13 protein-coding genes are annotated in these 12,011 nt (G+C 66.3%); 8 read left to right on the forward strand and 5 right to left on the reverse strand.

From position 1 onward, the window contains the following. Positions 1-32: 32 nt before the first annotated feature. From ACEYYA_RS04670 to ACEYYA_RS04685, 4 genes are all read right to left on the reverse strand, one after another. Positions 33-1,250, reverse strand: coding sequence for a sensor histidine kinase (locus tag ACEYYA_RS04670; protein WP_374798070.1), 1,218 nt, complete (start codon positions 1,248-1,250; stop codon positions 33-35). 243 nt (positions 1,251-1,493) lie between these two features. Beyond that, positions 1,494-1,853: an Hpt domain-containing protein gene (locus ACEYYA_RS04675; protein WP_374798072.1), complete on the reverse strand. Its 360-nt coding sequence runs from the start codon at positions 1,851-1,853 to the stop codon at positions 1,494-1,496. 53 nt (positions 1,854-1,906) lie between these two features. After that, positions 1,907-2,872, reverse strand: a complete 966-nt coding sequence (locus tag ACEYYA_RS04680) for a response regulator (protein ID WP_374798074.1) — start codon at positions 2,870-2,872, stop codon at positions 1,907-1,909. A gap of 144 nt (positions 2,873-3,016) precedes the next feature. Continuing rightward, positions 3,017-4,738, reverse strand: coding sequence for a calcium-binding protein (locus tag ACEYYA_RS04685; protein ID WP_374798076.1), 1,722 nt, complete (start codon positions 4,736-4,738; stop codon positions 3,017-3,019). Between the two features lie 415 nt (positions 4,739-5,153). Between ACEYYA_RS04685 and ACEYYA_RS04690 the strand changes: the two genes are divergently transcribed. Next, complete coding sequence (locus ACEYYA_RS04690) at positions 5,154-6,035, forward strand: DMT family transporter (protein WP_374798080.1); 882 nt, start codon at positions 5,154-5,156, stop codon at positions 6,033-6,035. On the opposite strand, the gene ACEYYA_RS04695 is transcribed toward ACEYYA_RS04690, so the two are convergent. Next, positions 6,032-6,829, reverse strand: a complete 798-nt coding sequence (locus tag ACEYYA_RS04695) for an enoyl-CoA hydratase (protein ID WP_374798082.1) — start codon at positions 6,827-6,829, stop codon at positions 6,032-6,034. The genes ACEYYA_RS04690 and ACEYYA_RS04695 overlap by 4 nt on opposite strands. Positions 6,830-6,883: 54 nt before the next feature. Here ACEYYA_RS04695 and ACEYYA_RS04700 point away from each other — a divergent pair, with 54 nt between their 5' ends. From ACEYYA_RS04700 to pssA, 7 genes are all read left to right on the forward strand, one after another. Next, positions 6,884-7,306: a PaaI family thioesterase gene (locus tag ACEYYA_RS04700; RefSeq protein WP_374798084.1), complete on the forward strand. Its 423-nt coding sequence runs from the start codon at positions 6,884-6,886 to the stop codon at positions 7,304-7,306. A gap of 29 nt (positions 7,307-7,335) precedes the next feature. Next, a complete protein-coding gene (locus ACEYYA_RS04705) occupies positions 7,336-7,803 on the forward strand; it encodes a GNAT family N-acetyltransferase (RefSeq protein WP_374798086.1) in 468 nt (155 codons plus the stop codon). Between the two features lie 179 nt (positions 7,804-7,982). Beyond that, positions 7,983-8,447, forward strand: a complete 465-nt coding sequence (rplM, locus tag ACEYYA_RS04710) for a 50S ribosomal protein L13 (RefSeq protein ID WP_374798088.1) — start codon at positions 7,983-7,985, stop codon at positions 8,445-8,447. Between the two features lie 2 nt (positions 8,448-8,449). Further along, positions 8,450-8,938: a 30S ribosomal protein S9 gene (rpsI, locus tag ACEYYA_RS04715; RefSeq protein WP_374798090.1), complete on the forward strand. Its 489-nt coding sequence runs from the start codon at positions 8,450-8,452 to the stop codon at positions 8,936-8,938. Between the two features lie 212 nt (positions 8,939-9,150). After that, positions 9,151-10,116, forward strand: a complete 966-nt coding sequence (locus ACEYYA_RS04720) for a pseudaminic acid biosynthesis-associated methylase (protein WP_374798092.1) — start codon at positions 9,151-9,153, stop codon at positions 10,114-10,116. A gap of 89 nt (positions 10,117-10,205) precedes the next feature. Continuing rightward, positions 10,206-10,907 carry a phosphatidylserine decarboxylase gene (locus ACEYYA_RS04725; protein WP_374798094.1) on the forward strand — a complete coding sequence of 234 codons (702 nt, stop codon included), beginning with the start codon at positions 10,206-10,208 and terminating at the stop codon, positions 10,905-10,907. A gap of 9 nt (positions 10,908-10,916) precedes the next feature. Then, positions 10,917-11,651, forward strand: coding sequence for a CDP-diacylglycerol--serine O-phosphatidyltransferase (gene pssA / locus ACEYYA_RS04730; protein ID WP_374798096.1), 735 nt, complete (start codon positions 10,917-10,919; stop codon positions 11,649-11,651). Positions 11,652-12,011 lie beyond the last annotated feature (360 nt).

Below are 12,011 nucleotides of genomic sequence, written 5' to 3' on the forward strand. Positions count from 1 at the left end.
TTTGTCTTGGGCCGCAGTCCCCGGGCAGGGTGTCACGGATCGGGAGGACCGGCCAGCGGCAGGTGCACATGAAAGGTCGCGCCCTCGCCGGGACGGTTGTCCAACTGGATACGGCCATGGTGACGATCAACGATTTCCTTGACAATGCTCAGGCCCAGACCGGTGCCGCCACGGGCGCGCTGATCCGAACTGTCGGCCTGGGTGAAGCGGTCGAACAGGTGGTTGACGAATTGCGACGGGATCCCCGGCCCGTCATCGGCGACCGACAGCACCGCCATGTCATCCTCGACGCGCGCGGACAGCCGCACCTCGCCGCCTTCGGACGAGAACTTGACGGCATTCGACACCAGGTTCGACAGCACCTGAAGCACCCGCAGGCAATCGCAGACCAAGACCCCCGCCGCACCATTGGCGCTGGCGTTGGTCAGGCGGATGCCCGACTGGTCGGCAAAGGCGTCGTCCTGTTCGATCGCCTGGCCGATCAGGTCGATCATGTCGCAGGGTTCAAACACGAAATCCATGCGCCCGGCGCGCAGCTTGGACCAGTCCAGAATGTCATTGACCAGCCTGGACAGCCGGTTGGTGTTGCGTTCGGCCAGTGCGACCATTTGCCGGGCCTTGTCGGGCAGCGGCCCGCCGACACCATGGGTCAGCAGCGTCAGCGTGCCCTTGATCGAGGTCAGCGGCGTGCGCAATTCATGCGTGATGGTCGACATCAGGTCGGATCGCGCGCGTTCAAGCGCGTGGCGTTCGCGCAGGTCATGCAGCACGAAACCGGCGCGGCAGCTGTCGGGCAGTTCGACCAGATTGGCCAGCACCTCGACCATGCGTTCGCCATCCTGCCATTCAAAGCGCGCACTGGTCTGGCCGCCGTCGCGCATCTCGCGCGCCCATTGCACAAGATGCGCGGCCAGCGGATGCGCGCCCAGCCCGGCGCGCGCCACCCAGCGATCCTCGCCATCGGGCACCAGCCGCAGGCGTTCGGACGCGGCCTGGTTCAGATAGACAAAGGTCGCGTCATCCAGATCATAAAGCACGACCTCGGCGCGGGCGCTGTGGAAATGGCGGTTCATCTCGGCCAGGCGGCGGCGCGCGGTGATATCGGTCTGGATGGCGATGATCTCGGTGCCGGGGGCGTCGCTGACCAGCGTGGTGCGGAACCAGCGGCGGGCGCGGTCGGGGCAGACCAGGCTGACCTCGCCCTGCCACATCCCGCCCGAGGTGACGGCGTGAAAGGCCGCTTCGGGCACACGCCAGCGCCGGCTGGGGCCGCCGCTTGCGCGCAGCCAGTCCGACAGCACCAGGGGCTGGCACCGGGGCGGTGGCCGCGCCCGGTGCTGGCCGCGATCAGTCGCCCGTCGCGCGCCAGCCGGGTGATGATGGCGTGATCGCCGACCAGCGCGGCGATCTGCGGGGTCATCCAGCCGCCCGGCGCAAGGGGGCCAGAGGGGCGCGCGGCAGGGGCGGATGGGGCGGGGCTTTGCATCGTCGGGTCACAGGTCATGGCGGTGCATCACCTCGTCGGCTTCGGTCAGGAAATCATGCAGCGCGGCGGCCAGATCCGGGGTGACCTGGCGGGGATCGTCAAGGATCAACTGCTCGACCGTTGCGGCCAGGCTGCCCAGCCGTTCAAAGCCCATGGTGCTGGCGGTGCCGGCCAGCCGGTGCAGATGCGCCCTGATGCCGTCCAGCACCGGTGCCGGGTCACCGCCCGACCGCAGCGCGGCAATCGCGCGGTCGACCTGATCGACACTGCCCACAAGGCGGGTCAGAAAGCCCTGACGGATATTGGCCAGGCGCTGCTGAAGCTCGTCCGTCAGCGGCGACGGATTGCTGGGGTTGGGTGGCAGCATGGGCGCATCCGGTTCTGAAAAGGCGGGACGGGAAATGGGGGTCGGGGGGCGGCCTATGGGTGGGGGGTGGGTTCCGGGGTGGATTGGGCAAACCGCTGGCGGTCCCGCATGTCGTCGATGGCCGCGTCGATCGCGTCGAGCGTGCGGCGGTTCGAGATCAGCGACACGCGGAAGCTGCGGCCCAGATCCAGATGCAGGTTGACCGGGCTGGTATCGACATAGCGGATGTCGAAGGCGGCGATCGCCTCGCGGATGCGCTCGACATGGGCCAGCCGGTCGCGGAAGGCCCGCGCATCGGTCACCAGACAGAAGATGCCGTCGCCCGCATAGCTGAACACGAACCAATGCCCGTCCATCGCATCCGAGATGCATTCGGCCACGTCGGCGATGATGTCGCGGAACTCGCGCCGCGAGGCACGGGCCTGGACCGCGGCGATGTTCTCGATCCCCACCACCAGCACGCCCGAGCCGAACACGTCCGACCGGCTGAGCTGCATGACGTAGTTCTGAAACCAGGGGAAATCGATCATCCCCCCGACCTCGCCCACCGACATGACGGTTTCCAGATCGACCCCGCCCCGCGCATCCAGATCGTCGCTGAGCTGATCGATCCGTTGCGACTGCGCCAGCAATTCGCGGCGCTGAAGCACCAGCGCGTGAACCAGCCGGATGCGGGCCAACAGCTCCTTCATCTCGAACGGCTTGGTGATGTAGTCGTTCGCCCCGGCCTGAAAGGCGCGGTCGATATACTGGCGGTCGGACATCGCCGTGACCATCAGGATCGGCGTCTCGGCATAGTCGGCAAGCGTGCGGATGCGGCGGCACAATTCGATCCCGTCCATGTCCGGCATCTGGATATCCAGCAGAATGCAGTCGAACGGGGTCTGTGCATTTTCGATCAGCGCAAGCGCCTGCGGTCCACCGGTCGCGGCGGTGAAATCGAAATCGCCGGTGGATTGCAGGATCGCCTCCAGAACCTGAAGGATGATCTCGTCGTCGTCGACGGCCAGGATGCGCACGTTTTCTTCCTTTTGGCATGGCCAGAGGCGTTCCGGCCCAAGCGTCCGACACACCAGTATTAACGGTTACGGGCTCAGTCACGTGATCCTTCGCATTTTTACCTGCGTCAAGAATTAACTCGCCTAATGCGTGTAAATTCTCGGTCATAGCCATAGATCGGTCGCGGTCAGTCGGGTGGTGCCTTGCAGGAAGATCTCGAAGTCGGGGCGCGCGTCGCCGTTCAGGTCGGCCGACAGGATCAGGCCGTCGCTGCTGCGCGTGGTCCAGACGCCGTGGGCGCGCGGCCCGGCGGCAAGGCTGAAGGCCTGATCGCCCGCCTGCCCGGAATGGGCGTCGATGGCGCGCAGGTCGATGCGGTCCTGGCCGCTGGCAAAGCCGATCACGGTGTCGCGGTTGGCCGCGCCGGGGCGGCTGTCGCTGGCCGACAGAAAGACGAAGGTGTCGGGCGCGCGGTCACCGAAGCCGCCGTCCAGCGTGTCGCGCCCGGCGCCGCCGATCAGCCGGTCCGCACCAGCCTCGCCGCGCAGCAGGTCATTGCCCGTGCCGCCGATCAGCGTGTCATTGCCGACCCCGCCCCACAGCATGTCATTGCCGCCGCGCCCGTCCAGCAGGTCATGGCCAGCCTGGCCGCGCAGGTGGTTGACGGCGTTGTTGCCCAGCAATTGATCGGCATGGCTCGACCCGGAAAGGGCCTCGATCGAGATCAGCACGTCACCTGCCGCATCGCCGCCGTTGCGCGAGGGCATCAGTATGTCGACCCGCACACCCGCCGTGGCATCGCCGTAATCGGCGGTGTCGAAGCCTGCGCCGCCATCCAGCCGGTCCGCGCCCGGCCCACCGGTCAGCACATCATTGCCATGGCCGCCCAGCAGGCTGTCGGCGCCGCTGTTGCCGAACAGCCGGTCATGGCCCAGCCCGCCGGACAGCGCATCGGCCTCGGTCCCGCCATAGATCAGGTCATTCCCGGCATCGCCCCAGATCTGGTCGCGGTCGCTGCCGCCGGCAATCGTGTCATTGCCCGCGCCGCCCAGCACCGTGTCATGGCCCTTGCCGGCATGGATCACATCATTGCCCGCACCCGTCGAGATGCGATTGCTTTTGCCAATGGCTTCATACAGATAGTCGGCCCCCGCCGTGCCGGTGATCGACACCGGCACATCCGCCAGATGGGTCATCTTCGGCATCAGATCCCGATAGAGGTGATAGGGCACATAGTTCATCGGGTTGTAAAACGCGACCGTCGGCAGCTTGGACAGGTCGGTGGGGAAGGTGGTGAAATGCACCTCTTGCGCGGTCGGCGTGGCCAGGCGCGCGCCTTCAAGCGCGATGACGATGCGGGGGCCGATTTGCAGCCATTGCTGGCCGACATAGGACAGCACGCGCATGTGGCCGGGCAGGTTCGACAGGTTGATGGCCTGGCCCTCGACGGTGATGCGGTCGCGCGACAGGTCGAGGTCGTCGATGCGGTTGACCAGCAGGCTGGCGGTGCGGCGGGTATCCACGAAGTCAAAGTGATCCGCCCCGGCGCCGCCAAAGACGTGAAAGCCCTGCGGCCCCCAGCCGCTTGCGGCGTTGTAAAGATGCGTGACGATGCGGTCGTTGCCGGTGCCGCCATACATGTGGAACTGGCCAAAGCCGACCTTGCGCGCCTCGAGATGGTCATTGCCTGTATGCCCGGCCAGAAGGCCGCCGCCGCCGTGCATCGCATAAAGCCGGTCGTTGCCGCCCCAGCCCTCCAGCCGGTCATGGCCGCCGTTGCCGTGGATCGTGTCGTTGCCCTTGGCGCCGATCATGTGTTCGGCGCGGGCCGATCCGCGAAGCAGGTCGGCAAAGGCCGTTCCGCGGATTTTCGTGTGGGGGGTCATGTCCATTTCAAGGCCCTGTGCCGGTGCGGTGTTGTGCAACCACAGCGTGTTTGCGTTGATCGCTGGCTAACGCGGCAGTCAGGAGAAAGGGAACAACGCGATCGGTGCACGATTGCACAGCGGGGCGGCGCATTTTGCACAGGGTCGCGAATTGGGCTTGGGCCGAATGATTTTCGGAGCGGGCAATAAGCGTTAAAGAATGGTTAATATGCGGAAACGGCGCGGCAATTTCATGCGAATGTTTCAGGGCGCGCCGTGGCGCGCCGTGGCATGTCCTGGCCTGCAGCGGGCCGTCCGTCAGGTGGTCGATGCTCGCCCTCGGCTGCCCGGACCGCAACCGCGCCGGGAAACGGCCCTCGTGGCTGGGCGGTCGCTGTGCTTGCGCGGGGCGGGGCGGTGGCGCAGAACGGGCGGCATGACCGGTGATTCCCACCCCTCGGCCGCGGTTCAGGGCATCTTGTGGATGGCGCTGACGGGCCTTTGCTTTGTCGCGGTCAACGGCATCGTGCATCATGTCGGCACCGCGCTGCCAGCCGTGCAGGGCGCGTTCATCCGCTTTGCCTTTGGCATCCTGTTCACTGCGCCCGCTCTGGTCGGGCTGGTGCGGTCCGGCGTTCCGCGCGATCTGTGGGGGCCGGTTCTGGCGCGCGGTGCCATTCATGTGCTGGCCGTCAGCCTGTGGTTTTACGCCATGGCCCGCATCCCCGTGGCCGAGGTGACCGCCATCGGCTATCTGAACCCGCTGATCGTGACGCTGGGCGCAGCGATCGTGTTCGGAGAACGGCTGTCGGGCTGGCGGATCGGCGCGATCGCGGTGGCCTTTCTGGGCGCGCTGATCGTGCTGCGCCCCGGCGTGAAGGAGATCGCGCCCGGCCATTGGGCGCAACTGGGGGCGGCGATCAGTTTCGGCATCAGCTATCTGTTCGCCAAGGCGCTGTCGGACCGGCTGCCCGCGGCGGCGGTCGTGGCGCTGATGTCGCTGACCGTGGTGATCGGCTTGGCGCCGCTGGCCGCCGCCGTCTGGGTGCCGCCGACGCCCGCGCAGGTCGGCTGGCTGGCGCTGGTCGCGGGCTTTGCCACCGCCGGGCATTACGCCATGACCCGCGCCTTTGCCGCAGCGCCACTGACGGTGACGCAGCCGGTCACCTTTCTGCAACTGGTCTGGGCCAGCCTTTTGGGCGTCGCCGTCTTTGATGAGGCGGTCGACCCTTGGGTGCTGGTCGGGGGCGGGCTGATCGTGGCGGCCGTCACCCTGACCGGCTGGCGCGAGGCGCGGCGGCGCAGGCGGCTGGGCTAGTCCGACCCCTCGGCCCAATCGGGGCGGCGCTTGTCGATGAAGGCCGCGATCCCTTCATCCGTGTCGCGCAGCAGCATGTTGGTGACCATCGCCTGACCCGCATGGGCATAGGCCTGCGCCAGATTCAGCCCGGCCTGATCGTAAAAGGCCCGCTTGCCGATGTGCAAGGCGGGGCCAAGTTTGGCGGCAAGCTGTTGGGCCAGGGCCAAGGTCTCGGGCTCGAGCGTGGCGGGGTCGGTGACGCGGTTGATCAGGCCCAGTTCGCGCGCGCGGGTGGCGTCGATGAAATCGCCGGTCGCCAGCATCTCGAACGCGGCCTTTCGCGGGATGGCGCGGGTCAGCGCCACCATCGGGGTCGAGCAGAACAGCCCGATGTTGATGCCGTTCACGCCAAAGCGGGTGCCGGTGGCGGCGACCGCCAGATCGCAACTGGCGACCAGCTGGCAGCCTGCGGCGGTAGCAATGCCATGGACCTGGGCGATGACCGGCTGGGGCAGGGCGGGGATCATCTGCATCACCTCGGCACAGCGGGCGAACAGATCGGCAAAGGCGACGCCCCCGCCATCGGGGGCGGCACGGGACGCCTGCATCTCGCGCAGGTCGTGGCCCGCGCAGAACGCCTTGCCGGTGGCGCGCAGGATCACCACGCGGATCGCGCTGTCGGTTGCCAGTGCCGCCAGCCGGTCGCGCAGCGCCGCCAGCATCGCATCCGACAAGGCATTCAGCCGTGCCGGATCGTTCAGCGTCAGCACCGCCACGCTGCCCTGATCGTCGCGCCTGACCAGATCGCCCATCTTGCATCCCTCCGCATTTGGCGAAAGTCTAAGGCAATGCGGGCAGGGGGCAAGATGGCAGAGCGAATGGATGCGGCGGCGCTGAACCGGTTTCTGGGCACCGAATTTACCGAGGTCGCGGGCGATTTCCGGGTCGAGGCGGTGACCGAACAGGGCGTGCAGGTGCGCCTGCGTGTCGGTCCCCGGCATCTGCGGCCGGGTGGCACGGTGTCCGGCCCGTCGATCTTTGCTTTGGCCGATGTCGCGGTCTATCTGGCGATCCTGTCGCGGATCGGGCCGGTCGCCCTGGCGGTGACGACCGGTTCCAACGTCGATTTCATGCGCAAGCCGGTGGCCGGGGTCGATCTGATCGCGGATTGTCGGCTGTTGAAGCTGGGCCGGGTGCTGGCCGTGGGCGACGTGCTGGTGTGTTCCGAAGGCGACCCGAAGCCGGTGGCGCGCGCGGCAATGACCTATTCGATCCCGCCGCGGCGATGACGATCCCCGAATTGCACAGCGATCGTCTGATGCTTCGCGCGATGCGGGCCGGGGATTTCCCGGCCTATGCCGCGATGATGGCGCGCCCCGAGGCGCGTTTCATGGGCGGGCCGTTCGGCACGGCTGATGCCTGGCGCCTATTCTGTGCCGATCACGCGCAATGGTCGTTTTACGGTGTCGGGGCGTTGATGCTGGATCTTCGCGCGACGGGCGCATGTGCGGGGCAGGTGGCGATCAACGCAGGCCCGCTGTTCCCCGAACATGAGCTGGGGTGGCTGCTCTATCCCGAGGCGCGCGGTCAGGGGCTGGCCCATGAGGCCGCGCGCGCGATGAGAGACTGGGGGTTCCATGTCCGCGGTCTGGGCACGCTGGTCAGCTATGTCGATCCGGGCAACCTGGCCTCGTGCCGGCTGGCCGAGCGGCTGGGGGCCTGGCGTGACGAGACCGCCACCCGGCCCGATCCGGCCGATGTCGTGTATCGGCACCCCCGCCGATAGGTCCAACATTCCGCGTAGATATGGGGTATTAATATACCTATTTCCTAACGCTATGGTTTTGTTTGGAAATATCTTGCGTCAGCCCCTTGATCGACACAAGATTATCCGCGATAAGCCCGCATCCTGACATACACGGGCCGTGCGGGGCGATTCCGCGGGGCCATCCGAAGGGCAGACGAATGAAAACCTATACCGCGAAACCGGCGGAGATCGAAAAGAAGTGGCTGCTGGTCGATGCCGAAGGCGTCGTGCTGGGCCGCCTCGCCACGATCGTCGCCATGCGCCTGCGTGGCAAGCACAAGCCGACCTTCACCCCCCATATGGACATGGGTGACAACGTCATCATCATCAACGCCGACAAGGTGCAGATGACCGGCAACAAGCGCGCCGACAAGCGTTACTACTGGCACACCGGCCATCCGGGCGGCATCAAGTTCCGCACCGCGCGTCAGGTGCTGGAAGGCGCCCACCCCGAGCGCGTCGTGATCAAGGCGATCGAGCGCATGATCAGCCGCAACCGCCTGGGCCGTCAGCAGATGTCGAATCTGCGTGTCTATGCCGGCGCCGAACATCCGCATGAGGCGCAGCAGCCCGAAGTGCTGGATGTCGCGTCGATGAACAAGAAAAACACCCGGAGCGCGTGAACATGGCTGAAGACATCAAAACCCTCGAGGGTCTGAAAGAAGCCGTGGGCACCGTGGAAACCGCCGCCCCCGTGCAGATCAAGCGCGAGCCGGTGCGTGACGCCCAGGGCCGCGCCTATGCGACCGGCAAGCGCAAGGACGCGGTTGCCCGCGTCTGGATCAAGCCGGGTTCCGGCAAGGTCGTGGTGAATGGCAAGGACATGTCCGCCTATTTCGCCCGCCCGGTGTTGCAGATGATCCTGCGCCAGCCGTTCCAGATCGCCAATGTGGAAGGTCAGTTCGACGTCTACGCCACTGTCGCCGGTGGTGGTCTGTCGGGCCAGGCCGGTGCGGTCAAGCACGGCATTTCGCGCGCGCTGCAATTCTATGATCCCGCGCTGCGTGGCGCACTGAAAGCCGCCGGCTTCCTGACCCGCGACTCGCGCGTGGTGGAACGCAAGAAATACGGTCGCGCGAAGGCCCGCCGCAGCTTCCAGTTCAGCAAGCGCTGATCGGATCGGACATTGGAAAACGCGGCCCCTTGGGGCCGCGTTTTTCGTTGTGGGGCGGGCGGTTGTGTGGTTTGCGCGCGCGGGCAGGCTCGCGGCATGGCTGGTAACGGGACCGCAACCGGCCCGCCGTCGCTGGCGGCTGGGGGATGCCTCTCATCTGGGTGGCCTTGGCGCCGTTAGCCCGCGATCGTTCTGCAGATAGGCCTGCTGGTTTGAATCGCCGGATCGCGATTCTGGCAAGCCCACCCGTGACGAGCGGTCACGGAGGGATACGGCGCACTAAACCGATGGTATCGCTGTGCGGACGGGTGGAGCGTGTCAGCTGGCCGCGCAAGGTAACAGGCCACCAGCGGTGGCTGTCGCGGGGTGAACATGCGTCTTGGCATGGCGTCCGGGTCGCGGCGCTGATCGGCGCTGCCCTTTTGAGCGGCCCGAAAGGCGCACGTGCGGACGCCATCGGCGGCGCTGTTTCGCATGCCGCGCACGTCCTTCCCCGCACGTTTTCCATTGTGATCGCACGGCTTGGCTGGCAGTGTGCGTCCCATGACACGGGGGAGGCCGGTATGGCGCGTTTCGAGACGGATCAGGAAAACTTTTGGGCGGGTGACTTTGGGGCAGGTTACATTGAACGCAACAGCGGCGATACCTTGCTGGCCTCCAAGGTGGCCCTGTGGGGGCGGATGCTGAAAGCGGCGCACGGCGTCGGCAGCATCATGGAGTTCGGCTGCAACATCGGCCTGAACCTTGCTGCACTGAAACGGCTTCAGCCGCAGATCCGGCTGACGGGCATCGAGATCAACGAACAGGCCGCCGCTCAGGCGTGCAAGATCGAGGGGGTTGAGGTCAGCTGCGGATCGATCCTTCAGGATATGGGCGCCGATCAGCACGACCTGACGTTTACCTCGGGCGTGCTGATCCACATCAACCCGGATCGGCTGGGTGATGTGTATCGCAACCTTTACACCAAGAGCCGCCGCTATGTACTGGTGGCGGAATACTACAACCCCAGCCCGGTCGCGATCCCGTATCGCGGGGTCGAGGATCGGCTGTTCAAGCGTGACTTTGCAGGCGATCTGATCGACGCCTATGGCATGAAACTGGTTGATTACGGTTTTGCCTATCGCCGTGACAACTGGGCGCCGCAGGACGACATTACCTGGTTCCTTCTGGAAAAGTGACGCGCTGCCTTCGCGCCCGGTGCAGGGCAGGCGGTTCCTTCGCCCCCGGTTTCGCGCTATGACGCGGCGCGAAGCCAAGGAGAATGCCCATGTCGCTGTCGATGAAGGACACCGTGATCAAGCCGATGCACCCCGAGGGGCGCAAGTTCGTGGCGATTGCCGCGGCGATCACGGCGCTGCTGTTCTGGCTGTGGGCGCCATTGGGCTGGATCGGGCTGGGGCTGACCATCTGGGTTTACTATTTCTTCCGCGATCCGGTGCGGGTGGTGCCTGCCGCCCCCGGTCTGTTCGTGTCGCCCGCCGATGGCGTCGTGTCGATGATCGAACGCGCGCTGCCCCCGGTCGAGTTGGGCCTGGGCGATCAGCCGATGGTGCGGGTGTCGATCTTCATGTCGGTCTTCAACTGCCATGTGAACCGCATCCCGCATGAGGGGCGCATCACCGCTGTCGCCTATCGCCCCGGCAAGTTCCTGAATGCCTCGTTGGACAAGGCCAGCGAGGACAACGAACGCAACGGCATCGCCGTCGTCACCGCCGAGGGCCTGCGCTATGGCGTCGTGCAGATCGCCGGGCTGGTCGCGCGCCGCATCCTGTGCTGGGCGGTCGAGGGCCAGGCCTATGATCGCGGTGAACGCTTTGGCCTGATCCGCTTTGGATCAAGGCTGGATGTCTATCTGCCCGAGGGGCTGACGCCGCTGGTCGCGGTCGGCCAGACGATGATCGCCGGGGAAAGCGTGCTGGCCGATGCCGGCCGCCGCGACCTGCCCCCGCAACCCAGCCACCGCCGATAAGAGGTGACGATGCGACCGCAGGAGCAGATGCCGTTTCTGCAATTGGTTCCCAACATGGTGACGCTGGCGGGCCTGTGCCTTGGCGTCACCGCGATCCGCTTTGCCATGGCGGACCGGTATGAGCTGGCGGCGGTGCTGATCCTGCTGGCGGCGATCATCGATGGGCTGGACGGGCTGATCGCGCGGCGGCTGTCGGCGACATCGGCCTTTGGCGCCGAACTGGACAGCCTGTCGGATATGGTCTGCTTTGCCGTGGCGCCAGGGCTGATCGTCTTCAGCTTCGCCCTGGGTGAGGCCCATGCCGTCGGCTGGATCACCGCATTGGTCTATATCGCGGCGGGTGCGCTGCGACTGGCGCGGTTCAACGTCATGCAAGACAGCGCCGCGCCGCCCGTGCGCCATTTCGTCGGCGTCCCGGCCCCGGCGGGGGCGCTGCTGGTGATGTTGCCGGTTTTCGTGACGCTGGCCGGTCTGGCGGATCTGCGGCAACTCCCGGTGGTGGTCACGGCCTGGATGGCGGCGGTCGGCCTGCTGATGATCTCGCGCATCAAGACGCTGTCGCCCAAGGGGCTGCGGGTGCCGCGCGCGATCGTGCCGCTGGTTTTCATCGCGGTGATTCTGGCGATGGGCATGACCTTCACCCGATTCTGGCTGCTTCTGGTCTTTGCCGACCTGGCCTATCTGGTGATTCTGGTGCTGGGCGCCTGGCGGCAGCACCGGGAATCGCGGGTCGGCGCCCCGTGAGAGGCGGAATCGCCCCCTCGCGCGCAGGATTCGCCCCCGAAGCCCCCGGTTTCGGGGGTGATTCATGCCCCGAACCGGTGGGGCAGGCGGCCTGGCCCGCGATCCAGGCGCTGCGGGTGAAAAATCCGCAGGTCGCCAACCCGCTGAAATTACATGAAAAACACATGGCCCTGTCATTTTTCTGTCGTTTTTTGAAAAAACGCTCTTGCGCCGGGGGAACCTCCTCCGTAAATACCGCTTCACCGAGACGATGGCCGGGAACGGAAGCGGATCGGGGGCGGTAGCGGAAGCGCGAGTGGACGCTGCTGGACATGACTGAAGGGACGGTTGGCTTGCGGCGCCGATAGAGATTGGCGCGGG

It is taken from the genome of Paracoccus zhouxuedongae, from assembly GCF_041927815.1.
In the GTDB taxonomy this organism is placed as follows: domain Bacteria; phylum Pseudomonadota; class Alphaproteobacteria; order Rhodobacterales; family Rhodobacteraceae; genus Paracoccus.